The sequence below is a fragment of the Marinomonas hwangdonensis genome, assembly GCF_003721245.1.
In the GTDB taxonomy this organism is placed as follows: Bacteria; Pseudomonadota; Gammaproteobacteria; order Pseudomonadales; family Marinomonadaceae; genus Marinomonas; species Marinomonas hwangdonensis.
The window spans coordinates 124,584-141,236 of sequence record NZ_RIZG01000004.1 but is presented as its reverse complement, the minus strand read 5'-3'; the positions used below and the strand labels follow the sequence as shown (position 1 = coordinate 141,236).

At 43.0% G+C, this 16,653-nt stretch carries 17 protein-coding genes; 5 read left to right on the top strand and 12 right to left on the bottom strand.

Features of this window, described 5'->3' with window-relative positions:
• Positions 1 to 160: 160 nt before the first annotated feature.
• From EBI00_RS08600 to EBI00_RS08590, 3 genes are all read right to left on the bottom strand, one after another.
• On the bottom strand, positions 161 to 796 hold the full coding sequence (locus EBI00_RS08600) for a helix-turn-helix transcriptional regulator (protein ID WP_123095526.1): 636 nt from the start codon (positions 794 to 796) through the stop codon (positions 161 to 163).
• A 105-nt stretch (positions 797 to 901) separates the two neighbouring features.
• Entirely contained in the window at positions 902 to 2,233 is a 1,332-nt protein-coding gene (locus tag EBI00_RS08595) for an HlyD family type I secretion periplasmic adaptor subunit (RefSeq protein WP_123095525.1), read from the bottom strand.
• Between the two features lie 2 nt (positions 2,234 to 2,235).
• Positions 2,236 to 4,506, bottom strand: coding sequence for a type I secretion system permease/ATPase (locus EBI00_RS08590; protein WP_123095524.1), 2,271 nt, complete (start codon positions 4,504 to 4,506; stop codon positions 2,236 to 2,238).
• Between the two features lie 145 nt (positions 4,507 to 4,651).
• Between EBI00_RS08590 and EBI00_RS08585 the strand changes: the two genes are divergently transcribed.
• Entirely contained in the window at positions 4,652 to 5,017 is a 366-nt protein-coding gene (locus tag EBI00_RS08585; RefSeq protein ID WP_123095523.1) for a hypothetical protein, read from the top strand.
• Positions 5,018 to 5,164: 147 nt separating this feature from the next.
• Here EBI00_RS08585 and EBI00_RS08580 read toward each other — a convergent pair whose 3' ends face one another.
• The 5 genes from EBI00_RS08580 to EBI00_RS08560 all read right to left on the bottom strand — a co-directional run bounded on the left by EBI00_RS08580 (position 5,165) and on the right by EBI00_RS08560 (position 9,514).
• Positions 5,165 to 7,114 (bottom strand): bifunctional diguanylate cyclase/phosphodiesterase, encoded by a 1,950-nt coding sequence (locus EBI00_RS08580; RefSeq protein ID WP_123095522.1) that lies wholly within the window; start codon positions 7,112 to 7,114, stop codon positions 5,165 to 5,167.
• Between the two features lie 10 nt (positions 7,115 to 7,124).
• Entirely contained in the window at positions 7,125 to 7,742 is a 618-nt protein-coding gene (locus EBI00_RS08575) for a transglutaminase-like cysteine peptidase (protein WP_241556990.1), read from the bottom strand.
• Positions 7,743 to 7,821: 79 nt separating this feature from the next.
• Positions 7,822 to 8,115, bottom strand: coding sequence for a DUF1244 domain-containing protein (locus tag EBI00_RS08570; RefSeq protein WP_123095675.1), 294 nt, complete (start codon positions 8,113 to 8,115; stop codon positions 7,822 to 7,824).
• 36 nt (positions 8,116 to 8,151) lie between these two features.
• Positions 8,152 to 8,775 carry a tRNA-uridine aminocarboxypropyltransferase gene (locus EBI00_RS08565; RefSeq protein WP_123095520.1) on the bottom strand — a complete coding sequence of 208 codons (624 nt, stop codon included), beginning with the start codon at positions 8,773 to 8,775 and terminating at the stop codon, positions 8,152 to 8,154.
• A gap of 13 nt (positions 8,776 to 8,788) precedes the next feature.
• Complete coding sequence (locus tag EBI00_RS08560; protein WP_123095519.1) at positions 8,789 to 9,514, bottom strand: pyridoxine 5'-phosphate synthase; 726 nt, start codon at positions 9,512 to 9,514, stop codon at positions 8,789 to 8,791.
• Between the two features lie 156 nt (positions 9,515 to 9,670).
• Here EBI00_RS08560 and EBI00_RS08555 point away from each other — a divergent pair, with 156 nt between their 5' ends.
• The 3 genes from EBI00_RS08555 (at position 9,671) to EBI00_RS08545 (ending at position 11,420) form a co-directional block, all read left to right on the top strand.
• Positions 9,671 to 10,345, top strand: coding sequence for a DNA-3-methyladenine glycosylase I (locus EBI00_RS08555; RefSeq protein ID WP_123095518.1), 675 nt, complete (start codon positions 9,671 to 9,673; stop codon positions 10,343 to 10,345).
• 52 nt (positions 10,346 to 10,397) lie between these two features.
• Positions 10,398 to 11,042, top strand: a complete 645-nt coding sequence (locus EBI00_RS08550; protein ID WP_123095517.1) for a DsbA family oxidoreductase — start codon at positions 10,398 to 10,400, stop codon at positions 11,040 to 11,042.
• Between the two features lie 183 nt (positions 11,043 to 11,225).
• Complete coding sequence (locus tag EBI00_RS08545; protein ID WP_123095516.1) at positions 11,226 to 11,420, top strand: (2Fe-2S)-binding protein; 195 nt, start codon at positions 11,226 to 11,228, stop codon at positions 11,418 to 11,420.
• 31 nt (positions 11,421 to 11,451) lie between these two features.
• Here the strand turns inward: EBI00_RS08545 and bfr (EBI00_RS08540) are convergent, their stop codons facing one another.
• The 3 genes from bfr (EBI00_RS08540) to parC form a co-directional block, all read right to left on the bottom strand.
• Positions 11,452 to 11,916 (bottom strand): bacterioferritin, encoded by a 465-nt coding sequence (bfr, locus tag EBI00_RS08540; RefSeq protein ID WP_123095515.1) that lies wholly within the window; start codon positions 11,914 to 11,916, stop codon positions 11,452 to 11,454.
• 11 nt (positions 11,917 to 11,927) lie between these two features.
• Positions 11,928 to 12,401, bottom strand: coding sequence for a bacterioferritin (gene bfr, locus EBI00_RS08535; protein ID WP_123095514.1), 474 nt, complete (start codon positions 12,399 to 12,401; stop codon positions 11,928 to 11,930).
• A 74-nt stretch (positions 12,402 to 12,475) separates the two neighbouring features.
• Positions 12,476 to 14,767: a DNA topoisomerase IV subunit A gene (gene parC / locus EBI00_RS08530; RefSeq protein WP_123095513.1), complete on the bottom strand. Its 2,292-nt coding sequence runs from the start codon at positions 14,765 to 14,767 to the stop codon at positions 12,476 to 12,478.
• A 143-nt stretch (positions 14,768 to 14,910) separates the two neighbouring features.
• Between parC and EBI00_RS08525 the strand changes: the two genes are divergently transcribed.
• Complete coding sequence (locus EBI00_RS08525) at positions 14,911 to 15,678, top strand: hypothetical protein (RefSeq protein WP_123095512.1); 768 nt, start codon at positions 14,911 to 14,913, stop codon at positions 15,676 to 15,678.
• Positions 15,679 to 15,738: 60 nt separating this feature from the next.
• On the opposite strand, the gene EBI00_RS08520 is transcribed toward EBI00_RS08525, so the two are convergent.
• The gene (locus EBI00_RS08520; protein WP_123095511.1) at positions 15,739 to 16,635 is read right to left on the bottom strand and encodes a GNAT family N-acetyltransferase; all 897 of its coding nucleotides are present in this window, start codon (positions 16,633 to 16,635) and stop codon (positions 15,739 to 15,741) included.
• Between the last annotated feature and the right edge of the window lie 18 nt (positions 16,636 to 16,653).

Sequence of the window (16,653 nt, the reverse complement as noted above, 5' to 3'; positions counted from 1 at the left end):
TGTTTCAACACACTGCAATATATGCGCCATTTCGATGCGCAGATTATTAAGAGAAAAAAAGCAAAAAAGGCCAAAAATTCGGCCTTACAGAAATAAAACGGTTTGTTAAAAACAACACATGAACGATAAGGGTGCGCTATGATGCTGAAAAAGCATCAGATTAAAGCATGGTGTGACGGGATTGAGCTAATAAAGCCAGAGACAATCTGTCTTTGGTGTTTGTTTTTTTGAAAACGGAAGTTAGATGCGCTTTTACCGTCCGCTCAGTGATATTCATCTCAATAGCAATTTGCTTATTGGTCAAGCCTTTTGCAATTAACTGGGCCACAGTTAATTCACGCTCAGACAAGTCTTCTAGTTCACTTTCAAAAGAGGGAGCTGTCACGGCAGACTGTTGAATGAGCTTTTGAATGAACGCTTTTCCACCCCAAATTTCTCCAGAATCGACAACAGACAAAACTAAAGACAGCTGTTCTTTACCTATGTAAGGCGCACATTGTCCACTGATACCTGCTGAAAACAAACGCAAGGCAGCCGATTGGCTCGATTGATTGGGAAAAACAATGATTTTCAATTGTGAAAAAACAGAACGCAGTGCTACTACCTCTTCAACCTGCTGAGAAAATCCTTCATCTTCTAAATACACAAAACAATAACGAAAAGAAGATGGCGCATTTTCCACCGCACGATAAAGATCAGGCATGGTTAGGGTACGAACAAGGTTCGCATCCGTATCGACTGTCTGACACCAATGTTTCCACACAGCATCATCTGTATTTAGACACAATATCTTCAAAGCAATCCTCATCCTTTCAACTAGAGTACGATCATTCTAACCAGAGATTTCAAACTGAATGTTAACTTTTGTAAATAAAGATCACACGAGTAAACATATTTGTAATTATCGCTCACGTAAGGCATTTTGCTGTGCTTTGAGAATGGGCTTCAACAAATAGTCTAAGAGTGTTTTCTTACCAGTAATAATATCTACGGTTGTTTGCATCCCTGGAATAATAGGTAAAGGAGCCGTTTCAGTCCCTAAGTAATTTTTATCTGTTCTCACTCTGACCAAATAAAAACTGTTGCCTTCTTCATCGAGGATAGTGTCGGCGCTGATGTTCTCAACATTCCCTTTTAGACCGCCAAAAATAGCAAAATCATAGGCCGATAACTTCACAACGGCATTAAACCCAGGTTGTATAAAACCGATATTTTCTGGTCTCACCTTTGCTTCAATCAAGAGGTTATCTTCAATGGGCACAATCTCCATTAAATTCATGCCAGGCTTGATAACACCGCCCACTGTATTTAACTGTATTTGTTTCACTATTCCTTTCATCGGTGAGCGCACTTGAGTACGAGAGACCTTATCCTCCAGAGAAACGCTGGTCTCACTCAATTGATCCAGTTTACTTTTGACGCCAGTTAAATCTTCTTGCGCCTCTGAACGGAAGGATGCGCCACTCTCTTCTAATTTATTTTGGGCTTCTTTGAGTGCTGAATTAGCACGAGGAATCGCAAGCTCAGTGGCTTTTAAATCCCCTTGCAGTTGATTAACTTGCCTTTCTAGTTGCAACAGCTCCACCCTAGATACGGCACCTTGCTCAAAGGCTGGACGAGTCAAGTCTAGCTCTTCTTTAGAAAACGCAAAACTTTGCTTGAGGTTGGCTAACTTGGCTTGCAGCTCCACAATTTCCTGCCGTCTTTGCTCTATTTGCTGCTGGAAACTCGCTTGACTTGCCCTGAGCGATTCGAGTCGATTGACATACAAATCCAACTCTCGTTTTACCACATCTGGATGAAGCTCAGTCACCTGATCACTAAACACAGGTGCAATTCCAATGGCCTCAGCCTGCAGTCTGACGGCTCTCACTTGTAAATTGATTACCTCAGCTTGTTGCTCACGTAGTGTGGATAACGCTTCCGTATTCTCAATCGTCATGAGAATCTCACCGCTATCAACCACTTGACCAACTTGAACATTAATGGCTTTTAGAATACCACCTTCTAGATTCTGAATTTGTTGAACTTGGCTTGAAGGAATCACCTTACCTTCCCCTACCGTTACCTCGTCCAGAGAGGTATAGTTGGCCCATACCAAGGCACAAATAACGAAGATAAAAACCACCCAAAGTATGATTCTTCCCCCTCTTGGCGCCTTCAACATCAATGCCGCATTACGATCTGTCAGATACTCTAAGTCACTCTGTGAAATGGATCTTTTCTTGCTCATAGTTAACTGACCTTTAATTTGCCTTGGCGAAGCGCTTCATGAACCTGTGCTTTTGGTCCATCTGCAATCAATCTACCATTGTCCATGACAATAATACGATCAACCATGTCTAACATAGAGGCTTTGTGCGTAATCAATATTAACGTTTTATCCTTTACGCCCTCCATAAGTCGACGCTTCATTCTAGACTCGGTTGTGTTGTCCATCGACGCCGTTGGCTCATCCAGAATCAGGATCGGTGGATCAAACAGTAGAGCCCTTGCAATCGCCACACTTTGACGCTGCCCCCCCGATAACAACAAACCACGTTCACCAACAATACTGTCTAATCCATTAGGTTTGCGGTTCGCAAATTCAGACACACCTGATAACTCAGCGGCTCTTAGAATAGCGTCATCTTCCATATAAGGTACGCCCATGACGATATTGTCTTTGATCGAACCATAAAACAAACTCACGTCCTGTGAAACTGAACCGACATTACGACGCAAGTCCGTAGGATTCACTTGGCGCAGATCAACCCCATCGATTCTAATGGCTCCCTCATTTGGGGTGTAAAGCCCTGTCATGAGTTTACCTAGCGTAGACTTACCTGATCCAATACGACCAATGATAGCGACCTTTTCACCTTGCTTGATGGTAAAATTGATTGAACTAACGGCATCTTGCTCTTGATCAGGATAACCAAAACTGACCGCATCAAACTGAAATTCACCTTTAAACAAAGGACGATGGACAAATTTCACATTGTCTGGGTTCTCAACTGGTGATGCCATAATTTCATTTAGCGCTGTTAGCGCAGATTTAGCTTGGTTGTATCTTGTCGCTAGACTGGCCACCTGAGCCATAGGAGCAAGCGCTCTACCCGTTAACATGACGGCCGCAACTAATGCCCCCATACTCATCAAACCTTCAGATATCTGATAGACACCCACTATGACAATAATCACCGTCGTAAGTTGCTGAGCCACCATTGCAAAAGAAGAAGAAGACTGCGAAAGTTGACGTGTTTTGACACCCCAATCTGCGATATTACCCACTGCGCTTTCCCACTGTTTTTGGAAAACCCCTTCTGCGTTGTTCAATTTAACGCTCTCGGCATTAAAAAGACTTTCAACCAACACCGCATTTTTTTGTGACGCCGTCTTTTGACCTTCTTCTATAGAGCGCTTTAGAGGAATCTGAATAATCAGACTATAGAGCAATATAAGCGCTACCGTGATCATAGGAATGTAACCGACTGGACCGCCAATCAGCCATATCACTCCAATAATCAGAAACATAAAAGGGATATCAACCAAGGTGGTTATAGAGGCAGAGGTGATAAAATCACGAATGCTTTCAAATTCTTGTAGGTTTTTAGCAAAAGCCCCAACGGACTTTGGCCTTGAAGCCATGGTGATGTTACTGACTTTTGAAAAAATGGACGCAGAGATAAGAATATCCGATTTTTTTCCAGCAATATCGATAAAGTAAGCTCTCAACATGCGCAAAATGAAATCAAAAAGGTACACAACGGCCGCCCCTATGGCGAGCACCCAAAGCGTATCAAATGCATTATTTGGAACAACTCGGTCATAGACATTCATGACAAACAAGGGACTGGCAACAGCAAAAATATTAATCAGCAAGGACGCTATAAATACATCACGGTATATTCGCCACGAACCATAAATGGTTCCCCAAAACCAATGTTTCTTTTTTGTGTCTGGCGTCTCTTTTTTATCTGCACGTTTATCAAACTGATACAAAGGCCGGACAAAGAAACAGTACCCCGTATAATCGTCATCTAACTTGGTTAGAGGCAGAACGACTTCGCCTTCACCCGACTCCGGTTGTAGAATTTTGGCAACGCCTCTTTCGCTGTCTACTTCGACCAAGATACACGCCTGCTTTCCCCTTAAAAGAAGGACCGTAGGCAATACCATATCGGGTATTTTTTTAAGATCTCGTTTGATGTATCTTGAACTGATGCCAATACGCTTAGACGCTCTTTGAAACAAGTCCGGCGTCATAGCGTTGTCAGTGATGGGTAACCCTGCCGAAATACCATCTGCCGTATATGGGTTATTGAAAATCTTGCTTAACAATACAAGACAGTCTAATAACGGATTAGGGTACTCCAAAGAAGGACTATAAGCCTGCCATTCGCTGTTCGAATCAGACGTTGAATCCGATGACTCGGACGATTGCTGATCATTATTTGGCGAGTCATTGTCATCATGCGCTTCAGGCAATGAAGAATTCCGTTCTGGTTTGTCTGAGTCAGACATGTTCTATTTTCTCCTAAACTACCGAAAGCGAATCTTGAAAACAACAGCATAGCCGCTATAACTATGGCTTAGAATAGTGTTTATTAGGTAAGATGTGAAGCTGAGATACATTTTTAGCAAATTAAAAACCTAGAGGAAAATCAATATGCTATACGCAAAAGTTAACAGTGACGGAGAGATTGTTGATGTTGATACCTCTCAGTCTGCAGAATACACACTGCTTGTAGCACCAAATGAGCCTACTGTCGCCAACATCTTGGCAAACAAACTGGCTGAAAAAAATACAGACACTCAAGAAATTTTATCCAGCTCAGACAGTGAGATGATGCGTGTTCTAGAAGACTTGATCGATCTTCTTTCTGAAAAACGCTTAATCCAATTTACCGAATTACCGCTGGCGGCACAGAAAAAACTTTTAGGGCGCAAATGGGTGCGTGGTGTTCATAATGGGCAAGACGACAGCCTGATGATAGATTCAAGCTTCAACAAGGATGATGACGCATTAATCTAATCAACGTTTTGAATAGTATTTGCAAAACTGTGAGCTTGCTCGAAAATCAGATTTTAAGATTGTGCGTCTTTTAGAGTAAGCGCCTTACCATCGATTCAGAAACACAAACATGCAAGATAATAAGATTCTACCGCTATCGTTCTAATGCTACAGCTCTTCCGCACGACCGATAGCAAAACCCTGACCGCCAGCTAAGTCAAACCTCATAAGCGCTTTGTGTTGTTTGTCACTTTCTATGCCAGTGGCCACCACGTCGATGTTTAAACTGTTGAACATCTTACATAACGTATGCATGAAAAAAGACTCTGATTCTTTGCCAGCCGCCATGCGGGTATAGGATGAGTCCACTTTAACGTAATCTGGCATCAGGGTTTTTAGGTATTGAAATGCCGAGAACTGCTTACCCACATTATCAATACCAAATCCAACACCCTGCCTTCTGAGCATCTGCGTGAGTGATTGAGCTTGTTCTTCTTCTATTAGTACACTTTGCTCTGATATTTCAAACATAAGTTTGTCTTTAACCCCTTTCGGTGTTTGAGACAGCGTCTTTTCAAGCCATCCAACAAACTCGCGCTTTGAATAGGACGAAGCAGACAAATTGATGGCCAAAGGCACGGTAACCGAGTTGGACTTTATGTGCTCAAGCACTCGGCTAATTACCACCTGATCAATCTGACTGGCCAAATCAAACTGTTCGGCTAAACCAATAAAATACCCTGCATGATACGGTTTACCATCAACCTCTAACCCCATAAAAACTTCTTGATGCAAAAACATAACGGGCTCTTGAAGGGTCGTGATAACCTGCTTTTTAAGTTTAAAGGAGCGCTTTTCAATCGCGGTTTCAAGTATAGATTTCCAAGCGGTTCTGTTAATCCCTTGATTCTGCCCAACATTCAAATCAAAAACCTTCGTCTGATTCACGCCATTACTCTTTGCCTCGCGCAGCGCTGCGTCAGCTCGGGACATAGCATTTGCACGATCTACTGAACCATCGATTGTCACGGCACCAATATTGGCAACGCCAATAGAATAACTGATACTCGCTGTATTTAATTCCATTAGCTCAAGCATGATATCGTCTACGATGAGGGTTAATTGACGATGATCGATGTTCGGTATTAGCAACACAAAATCTGCTCCTGACAAACGAGCCAATGTCGCAAAAGAAGACAGTTTCGCAACCTTAGCCGCTAAAATATCGGCTGCTGATTGAATAAACATGTCCGCTGACTCATAACCTCGCTCATTGTTTAACTTGGCCAAATCAACAAGACTGATCAACACCAACCCGTCTAAACCCCGCTCAACTTCTGTAAAGTGCGATTTAATTTGGCTTTCGAAAAAATGGCGATTTCCTAGTCCACTTACAGGATCTTTGAATGCTTTGGCTTGAAGCCATTGTGCTGTTTCAACTTCTGAAGCAAACTCCTTTTCGAGCTTCTCAACCATTCGATTCATTGATAGAACAACAGACTTTAACTCGCGCGTTTTCGGTACATCGATCATTTTAATAAAACGTCGCTGCTGAATGGCTTCTGCTTGCTTTTCCAACTCGGCAAGCGGTTTAAACAGATAACGCAGAGCGATACCGCCCAGAAACAAAGTCACGGCACCAATAATAATAAAAGAGAGTAACAAGTCACGTGTAGCGAGCCACAATTGGTGGTAACCATAGCCAGCGCTTCCCGTGATATATACTTGACCAAGCTCGCTCCAACCATTCGAAATAATGGCTCTGGCAACAGGCACTCTGAAGTCAATTATTTCAATAAACCAAGACGGTACACCTTGTATTCGAGTTTCGTTCGAGCGAATAATATTGGAGTCATTTTCATAAACATGAATTTTCACCTCAGAAAAATAACCACTGTCAAACACAGCATTGATGCTACTTTGCACAGAGGCGTAATCTTCAAATGCCATGAAATCAGATACTGACATGCTCAACGAAGTGGCAGTATCTTGTGTAGTCGACTCCAACTGGCCGATCAAATACCCTTTGGTCGTATTAAAATTGATGACCATAACGACGGCCAACATCATGGAGAATATGGCGATAATCGTGATCATTAATTGGCGGAACAGCGTCATCCACGTTCTCCTAATTTGTCATTGTGTTAAAGCGATCATTAAGATCTGTCCATAAGCTCAATCGTGATGAGCCACCAACCAAAACACCTCGCCCCTTCTCTTTCGATAGCCACAAGTTTTCAGCATTAAATGAGTATATTGGCAAAAGATCATTACGCTGTGAGGCGGGCTTCAATCCTTTATCGAGATTATCGAGCAAAACAGGAACTGAAGTTGGCTTATGGTAATACGCCAGTACCATATGATGCTGATTTAAACTGAGCGCCTTAACATAGACTAAGCGCAACTTGTCATCAGGCACGCCGAGCTCTCTGAGTGTAAAATATTTAGCGATTGTGAAGTCTTCACAATCGCCTGCACGCATACCCAAGAATTCAATAGGGGTCGCCCAATAGTCTTCTTTCGCCCATAAATCGATGTCGTCTACGAAGTCCATTTGGTTAAAAAAATTATTTACGACCGTTAGCTGCTCCGTAATAGGCAGGGATCTTGACTCACTTACTAGTCTTCGCCACGCTATAATGCGTTTTTCGGCATCAGCACCGTAAACCTCACCGGCTTGTTTTGCCAGTTTTCGATATTTATCAGTGACATCAGCGTACAACCACCAATGTGGAATAGAAACCACAATAAGAAGCACGCAAACAAAATGTTTGGTGCCCCTTAAAAAAGAAAAAAACGAACAGAATCGTTTTTTTACTTCTAATTTACTTAGTAGACTGAGACTTTGCATTAAAGGCCGCAAGTTGTTCTGCTGTCGCTTCTGGCTGATGCTTAGCTTTCCACGAGTCATAGGGTTCGCCGTACACAAACTCACGTGCTTGGTCATAATCCATCTTAACATCGCGCTGCTCTGCTTCGGCCATGTACCACTTGCTTAAACAATTACGACAAAATCCGGCCAGATTCATCAAATCAATATTTTGTACGGACTTGTTGTCATCAAAGTGTTTTAGAAGTCGACGTAAAACAGCCGCTTCTATTTCTGTTTGCTTATCCATCATAGTTTTCTCTTTTATATTTTGCAGTATAGTCAATCAATTGCCATGCCGATGAGACAAAGGTTGCTGGCGCCATTGCCACGTTTGAGCTGACACCATGAACTCTCTCAGTGGTTGCATATCATCACCTGTAATCTGCTCGATTGCGTAAGCACAGGCCTCCAACGTTGACAAAGACAGCTCACTGGGTGATTTTCGAATATGATACTGGCCAGCTGGAGGTCGCGCAAAACAAAGACTCTCAAAATTTTGCAACAAAGGCTCGGTGAAATATAGCTTTTTTGCTTTGCGCCAGGTGGCGTCCAACACAATCAGCCCTTCTATATCAGACGAAACTTTCTCATCCATAGACTCAATCACTGTCGCCTCATCATTCGGAAAAAGCAATCGCCACTTAGCTGGATTTTTCTGTGACAACGCACAGCACAAAGCATCATGATTAGTTGTCTGAATACACTCTACTACTGGCAAACCTAAACGCAATAAGGGAACCGTATTTTTAGCGTGTTTTGTTTCTTTCGGGTCTTGCAAAATCAAGATATTTAATCGCGTAGACAGCCTAGGAACCCAGGAACAAACACACTGCTCCACTAAAAAGAAACAGCCATCACAGCGTATTCTTTTCTCTGCAACAGTACATTTTCCTGAGTCCGTAGACATGTCTTACTCTCAATTAAGCCAGTTTAGCAAGATAAGCCTTCACCACATTGTCCCAGCCTAAATCCAAGGCTTCGATCGTTAAAGCGTGACCGATGGACACTTCCACAATTCTGCCTTTCGCACACAAAGCTTGAACATTGTTTAAGTCCAAATCATGACCTGCATTTACCTCTAAACCAACGTCCAATGCAGCTTGTGCAGCACGCTGGTAGGTTTCAAGAAGGTCGTCAAAACCCTCTTTTCCATAGGCGTTAGCGTAGGCCTCAGTATAAAGTTCAACACGGTCTGCGCCAACGTCTTTAGCCAAGGCCATGCTTTCTTCGTCAGGATCCATAAACAGAACCACACGAATGCCCTTTGCTTTTAGTTTTGCAATCACGGGACGTAATGCTTCTTGGTCACGGGCTATGTTCCAACCATGGTCAGAGGTCAATTGATTTGGATCATCTGGCACCAAGGTGCATTGATCCGGCTCCACGTCCAATACAACCTCTAAAAACTGGGCATCAGGAAAGCCCTCTATGTTCAGCTCTGCACCAGGAAAGCGTTTGAGTAGGTTTTTCAAGTCATAGGCGTCTTGATACGTAGCATGACGCTGATCTGGTCGTGGATGAATCGTAATCCCAAATGCCCCTAGCTTTAGAGTGCGTTCTGCCATATGAATTAAATCGGGGTAGTTTCTTCCACGAGAATTTCTCAACAGGCCAATTTTATTTAAATTTACGCTTAAATGTGTCATTCAACTTCTCTCGACTAAATGATTTTGACTCATTATAAAGCAAACACTTCCTTTGCAGCACTAAAATACCCAACAAGATGATTCGTCTGGCCTTATAGGAAGTAAAGTAACGCAGAGCTTGTGATAGACTAGGCGCCAATAAAATAGGAGTCTAGGATGAAATACGAACTCTTCCAATCTATTTACGATCGCGCGGCCCTTCGTCATGGCGGGCCAAATCGCCTAGAAACGCTGCTGTCTAGACCATTAACCGTCACCAGACTAGAGCAGCACTCAGATGATCGATGGCTGGCTGCCTTTTCTCAAAAGGTGTTTCAATCTGGGATTAATTGGCAAGTGGTACGCAATAAGTGGGATGGATTCGAAACGGTCTTTTTTGGTTTTGATATCGAGAAAATGCTGCTCATTCACGATGAAATGTGGGAAGAAAAAGCCAAAGACGTCCGCATCATTCGTAACTACGGCAAGGTCATGACCATACGCGAAAACGCGTTAATGATCAGTGAGTGCCAGGCCAGTCATGGCTCTTTTTCTCGCTTTGTTGCTCATTGGCCCAGCAATGACATTATAGGGTTATGGGCGTATTTGAAGAAGCATGGTGCACGCCTTGGTGGCAATACTGGCCCCTACACCCTCAGAGCTATGGGCAAAGACACCTTCATGCTCACCAAAGACGTTGAAGGGTATTTACGTCTGCACGAAATCATTACCACTGGCAGAGACACGCAGTCAGCATGGAAGGCAGCACAAACTGCGTTTAACCACTGGCACCAAGAAAGTGGCCGTTCTTACAGCGAAATCAGCCAATGCATTGCACTCAGTGTGAATTAAACATCACCCTCTCTGTTTTTAATTTTTTTATGCTTATTTTTTAGGAGAACACATGGCCGATCTGCGCATCGATATTATTTCCGACCTAGTATGTCCTTGGTGCTACTTAGGTTACTCGCGTCTTAAACAAGCGATCGAACAATTGGGGGATGATTATCGTATTGATATTCGCTGGCAGCCCTTTGAGTTGCATCCTGACATGCCTCTTAGTGGCGCAGACAGGGAAAGCTATCTAGGCAGCAAGTTTGGTAGTCAAGAGAAGCTAAACGAAGCCACGCATGCCATTCAACAAGTCGGCATAGAAGCGGGGATTCAGTTCAATTTTTCCGAGAAAGACCGTATTCCAAATACCAGGCTGGCGCATCAGTTTATCTTGTCGGCCAGCAAAGCGGGCGTGGCTACACCGTTTGTTTTAGCCTTGTTTCATGCATATTTTACAGAGGGTAAAGACATAGGGTCTAGAAACGTACTTGAAGAAGTCGCCCTTAGTATCGGCATGCAGAAAGCAGATATCGAATACGCTCTGAGTGCGCCAGCCCAAACCCTCACAGAGAAAAAGCTGCAACATCTACGCAGTCTGGATATTCATTCTGTTCCGACTTATGTCATAAATGACAAGTTTTTAGTACAAGGCGCCCACGATCCAGAGTCTTTCTTAAAAGTCCTCACTGATATCGCTCAAAAAGAACCACAATAAGCCATTTCCTGGTCTCTTCGCAAATCGTGTCGCTGTAGGTTTTTTGCTCATTTAAAAAACTACTGCGGCACAAGATAAAAAACTATCAAAAAACACTAACAGATTAATTTTTATCTATTGATAATCATTAGCATTAAAATTAAAATCGAATGATTAGAATATTAGTGAGAGTGATTTTCATTTATGTACGTATGTATTTGCAATCAAGTATCAGATAAAGACATTAAAGCGTCTATTCAGGAAGGCATGACGACCTTGCGTGATCTTTATAAAGAACACAACATTGGAAGCCAGTGCGGAAAGTGCTGCCAATGTGCAAAAAAACTTCTGAACACTGAGCTTCTCAAGATAGCAGAAACTCAAGTCCAGGTTGCTTAGTTCTGGTAACCCGTCGATTACCCTTGATCAATTACATCTGAGACTGTAGGTAATTTTCTATACCAGAACTGGCGATTAGATTTTGCTGAGTTTCAAGCCAATCGATTTGCTCTTCTTGCTCTTCTAATATTTTTTCCAATGCTTCACGACTCATAAAATCTTTTTTCTGCTCACACAATTTAATGGCGGCTTTGAGTGTTGGCAAGGTATCTATTTCAAACTCCAAATTCGCCGCAATCATTTCTTCACTGTCTTCACCGATTCTCAGTCTGCCAAGATCCTGCAAATTAGGTAATCCCTCTAAAAACAGTACTCGCTCAATCAGACGGTCGGCGTTTTTCATTTTCTGAATGGAGGTTTTATAGTCCGCCTTATCCAGCGCATTAAAACCAAAATCTTTAAACATACGAGCATGCAAAAAATATTGGTTGATTCCCACCAACTCATTAGCCAGCACCTTGTTTAAGCTAATAATAACGTCGCGATCTCCTTTCATATCATGCTCCTTTAATTAGCCATCTGAGACTGATGGTAATTTTGCAAGCCAATTTTCTCGATCAAACCAAGTTGCTTTTCTAGCCAGTAAACGTGGTCTTCTTCTGTGTCAAATAACAGTTTTTCAAGGGTAGCACGCGTTTGATAATCCCCTTCTAACTCACAAACAGCAATCGCATCACGTACACAGGACACCACTTCAAGTTCAAGTACCAAGTCGTTTTCCATCATAGATTTAACATCCGATCCCACTAAAAGGTCACGGCGATTTGTCATGCAAGGAACACCCTCTAAGAACAGAATGCGTTTAATCAACCAATCTGAGTGCTGAGTTTCTTCTTCCATTTCGTGATTAAGACGCTCATAAAGCTTAGTCAGCCCCCAATCTTCGTACATACGTGAATGAATAAAGTACTGATCAATGGCGGCCAATTCATTCGCCAACAACGAATTCAAACTGTCGATTACCTTTTTGCTGCCTTTCATAAAAATATCCTTTTGTAGACTGTTTCAAACGTGACCCACTTGCCTATTATGGCATATAAATGTGCCTTGTTAAGTTAGATCTCTTCTGCAGAAAATGGCACTTTAACTGACTTACCATCGCCTTCTTTTACTTCCAGCGTATCTATACGTTGCAAACCTCTTGGTAGTTTTAAGCCTCTGCGGCCACGCTCGCCCAAGTATTCTTCCAGATCTTTTTCATTAAACGAAATAAAACGTTTGCCTGCATGGGCGGTCAGCAAATCATTTGGCTGTACACAAGCAATAGCCACCACCAGCTCTTCTCTGTCTGCGGCTCTGGCACTTGGGATACTGATCATCTTGTTGCCCTTACCTTTTGCCATTTTGGGCAAGGAGGCAACACCAAAAGCCAACATACGGCCTTCATTAGACACGGCCACAACGCGCCCTTGCTCTGGGTTTTGCACCAACACAGGCGTCATAACCTGAGCCCCTCTGGGTAAACTCAAGGTGGCTTTGCCCGCTTTATTTTTTGCGTGCAAATCTTTCAGTTGTGCCACAAATCCATAACCCGCGTCGCTGGCGATGAGGTAATGCGCTTCTTCGTTGTCTAGTACAGCCGAAACAATAGTGGCCTCTTTCTCAAGCGTGATACGTCCTGTGATAGGTTCTCCTTGTCCCCGTGCTGACGGCAATGAGTGCGCTTTCATTGAATACGTTCGACCATTTGATGCCAGCAACACGAGTGTTTGATTAGAACGCCCTTTTGTACTGACGAGAAACTCATCACCCGATTTGTAACTCAAACCCTGCACGTCGATATCATGGCCTTTTGCAGCACGAATCCAACCCTGCTTAGAAATCACCACAGTAATGGGGTCATTAGAAAGTAAGTCTTCTTCACTAAACGCTTGGGCTTCTTTGCGAGCGACAATAGGCGTGCGGCGATCATCACCAAATAGATCAACGGCTTCCTGAATTTCATCCGTAATCAACTTCTTCAATTTTTTATCCGAAGACAGCAAACCTTCTAGTTTTTTACGCTCTTTTTCCAGTTCGTCTTGCTCGCCCTTAATACGCATTTCTTCGAGCTTAGCAAGATGGCGTAATTTCAGCTCTAATATCGACTCGGCTTGCATATCGCTTAATCCGAAGCGTGCCATCAATTCAACTTTGGGCTTTTCTTCGGTGCGGATAATATCGATGACTTCATCAATATTCAGGTAAGCAATTAATAAGCCCTCCAATATATGCAGACGATTCAATACTTTATCTAGACGGAACTGCAAACGACGACGGACCACATTAATACGAAAACGCAGCCATTCAGATAAAAAGTCCTTCAGAGGCTTCACTTGCGGTAGCCCATCTAGCCCAATCACATTCATGTTGACACGATAAGACTTTTCAAGATCCGTCGTGGCAAAGAGGTGTGTCATCACAGCATCAATATCAACACGGTTAGATTTGGGCACAATCACCAATCGTGTCGCATTTTCGTGATCTGACTCATCGCGTAAATCCACCACCATAGGCAATTTTTTCGCCTGCATTTGAGCCGCTATCTGCTCTAAAATCTTGCTACCAGATACTTGATGGGGCAATTCATTAACAACGATTTCCCCTTCTTCGATAGTGAAACGAGCTCGGGCTTTGATTTGCCCCTTCCCAGTTTCATACAATCTAACAATATCGGCTCGAGGGGTAATTATTTCCCCTCCCGTTGGAAAGTCAGGCCCCTGAACAAAGTTCAATAAATCGTCTAAGCTAGCATTAGGATTATTCAGCAAGTGAATACAGGCGCCACCAATTTCTCGCAAATTATGGGGCGGAATATCGGTAGCCATGCCCACCGCAATCCCTGTCGTACCATTCAACAATAAGTTCGGCAAACGGGCAGGCAGCACGGAAGGCTCTTCCAAAGTGCCATCGAAATTCAGTGTCCAATCAACGGTCCCTTGGCTAACTTCTCTGAGCAGTACATCAGCGTATTTTGATAATCTTGACTCGGTATAACGCATGGCTGCAAAGGATTTTGGATCGTCCGGCGCACCCCAGTTACCTTGTCCATCTACCAAAGGGTATCGGTAAGAAAAAGGCTGGGCCATTAACACCATGGCTTCATAACAGGCACTGTCGCCATGAGGATGAAACTTACCCAGTACATCACCTACTGTACGGGCAGATTTTTTGTATTTTGCGGTAGATTTAAGCCCCAACTCACTCATTGCATAAACAATTCGTCTTTGTACGGGTTTTAATCCGTCACCAATATGAGGCAACGCTCGATCTAAAATCACGTACATGGAATAGTTAAGGTACGCTTTTTCTGTGTAATCTTTTAACGAAAGCGTCTCATTTGACTCGAAATTTGCCAGCTCACTCAAGGAGTTTTTCCTTCTATCATCGGTTATGTGTTAATACTATCGATACAGGTGGACTTTATAAACTTTTATCGGGCCACTATAATGAAACAACCCAACCGACTGCAACACCCACATACGTATTGCTATAAAAAGTGGGCGATCTCGTGTATCAATTTATTGGCTTAAAAGGCGCGGCAATGAACAAACTTGGTCCGAGAAAATTTCATCAAACCCAATACAGTGTAGGCGAAAACAGCCAACATTTTTTAATCCATCAACAAGATGATCTTTTCATTGCCCACGAGCATCTGTTTCAAAATGCCACCCCCACTCGATTCTACCATCATTCAGCCGACACCTTTGTGTTTGTCATAAAGGGTGAGTTGTATTTGAGCCAGATTCCAGAAGAATACTCACATCGTAACGATGAAGACAATCAGACTATCCTTAAAGCACATCAGGGCATTTGGTTGGCCGCCCAGTCAATGAACAAAGTCACCTTATTAAGCCCAGCCGTTGAGCTTTGTATTGTGCGTTTAAATCCAAACCATGCCATCGACTCAAGCGATGACTTCAAAAAAGTGTCTTCTGGTAACGTGGCGTCTTTGGTTGGAAGAAACCGCATTCAAGTATGGCCTTTGTGGCAAGGTAAAACAGGACAAATTTCATTGGAGCTATATCCACCGCACTACAAGGAAACGCTTTACTATGAAAAATCGTCTACTCAGTACATATTGCCATTAAAAGGCCACGCCCTGATTACAAAAGATAAAAAAACGGCCGAAGTTTGTCCGACCTCTGGCAAAGTTATCCCACAAAAAGAACCTAGAGCCATGATCAATCCCACCAATGAAAGCATTGTCCTTTTTTCTATTATCACATCCAAACCGAACAACGGACGCGTTCTTCTATTGAAAAGAGCGTCTCATTAATAACCCGCTTTGCTGCTCACAATGAAGAATTGATCGAATACTAATCATTGAAACGAGTTTTTAGCGTAAAACCAAGGCGGTCAGCACATGGTCTTCCCAGGTGCCATTAATATTCAAATATCGTTTCGCTAGCCCTTCTTTTTTAAACCCCAATTTTCTTAACACCTCAGCACTTTTTGCATTTCTAGGCATGTATGCCGCCTGAATTCGATCAATCTGCATGGTTTCATGAAGATATTGGATACCCAATTTTAGGGTTTCATTCATTATCCCCTTACCTTGTTCGCTTTCTCGTAGACTGTAACCGAGATTACAGGACTGAAAAACACCACGCTGCAGATTAGAATAATGACTGTAAGCAAGCATCTTGTCCTCATTCTCAGATAAGAAACATAAGGTAATGCCCGTATCTTCTAAAAACTCTCTCTGCATGGCCTTGATACGCAAACGACACGTTTCTAAGGAAAAATACGCATCGCTTCTTTTTGGTTCCCAAGGTGCAAGAAACGCTTTTTCCTGATTCACGTAATCGTATAAAAGCCCAGCTTGGTTCATATCAAGAATTTTAAGTACCCCTCTTTTTGACTGTAGCCGAGGAAAACGTGACGAATAAACTGTGTCAGCCCCATTGGGTAGCGGTGAAAAAACCTCACACTTTAGTAGCTCAAACGACGATAGAGTGTACTGTTCGTACCAGAGCTTCTCACCAATAGATAAAAGATGACACATTGTGTCTAATGTGCGCCAAGCTTCCGCTTCAGCCAGCGTTCGCCAGTAAGTCACTAAATGATCAACCTCTCCAAGACTGTATTGGGAGCCAAGATAGCCAGGCTGATCTGACGCAAGCTCCAGCATTTTCTCTGAGACAAGGCGATAGTGGATGTCATTGATTTGACGTTGGCTGGTCAGAATAACAGCAAAGCACGGTGTGTCAGGATCTGGACTAAATAGTGTCATAGGCTCTCGATAGCACGT

Excerpts from the sequence above, each read along its gene's own strand:
- bfr (WP_123095514.1), bottom strand. The coding sequence starts at position 12,401 with ATGAAAGGCAGCAAAAAGGTAATCGACAGTTTGAATTCGTTGTTGGCG.
- EBI00_RS08565 (WP_123095520.1), bottom strand. The coding sequence starts at position 8,775 with ATGTCTACGGACTCAGGAAAATGTACTGTTGCAGAGAAAAGAATACGC.
- EBI00_RS08585 (WP_123095523.1), top strand. The coding sequence starts at position 4,652 with ATGCTATACGCAAAAGTTAACAGTGACGGAGAGATTGTTGATGTTGAT.
- EBI00_RS08550 (WP_123095517.1), top strand. The coding sequence starts at position 10,398 with ATGGCCGATCTGCGCATCGATATTATTTCCGACCTAGTATGTCCTTGG.
- EBI00_RS08520 (WP_123095511.1), bottom strand. The coding sequence starts at position 16,635 with ATGACACTATTTAGTCCAGATCCTGACACACCGTGCTTTGCTGTTATT.
- bfr (WP_123095515.1), bottom strand. The coding sequence starts at position 11,916 with ATGAAAGGAGATCGCGACGTTATTATTAGCTTAAACAAGGTGCTGGCT.
- EBI00_RS08545 (WP_123095516.1), top strand. The coding sequence starts at position 11,226 with ATGTACGTATGTATTTGCAATCAAGTATCAGATAAAGACATTAAAGCG.
- EBI00_RS08570 (WP_123095675.1), bottom strand. The coding sequence starts at position 8,115 with ATGGATAAGCAAACAGAAATAGAAGCGGCTGTTTTACGTCGACTTCTA.
- EBI00_RS08555 (WP_123095518.1), top strand. The coding sequence starts at position 9,671 with ATGAAATACGAACTCTTCCAATCTATTTACGATCGCGCGGCCCTTCGT.
- EBI00_RS08580 (WP_123095522.1), bottom strand. The coding sequence starts at position 7,114 with ATGACGCTGTTCCGCCAATTAATGATCACGATTATCGCCATATTCTCC.
- EBI00_RS08590 (WP_123095524.1), bottom strand. The coding sequence starts at position 4,506 with ATGTCTGACTCAGACAAACCAGAACGGAATTCTTCATTGCCTGAAGCG.
- EBI00_RS08595 (WP_123095525.1), bottom strand. The coding sequence starts at position 2,233 with ATGAGCAAGAAAAGATCCATTTCACAGAGTGACTTAGAGTATCTGACA.
- EBI00_RS08560 (WP_123095519.1), bottom strand. The coding sequence starts at position 9,514 with ATGACACATTTAAGCGTAAATTTAAATAAAATTGGCCTGTTGAGAAAT.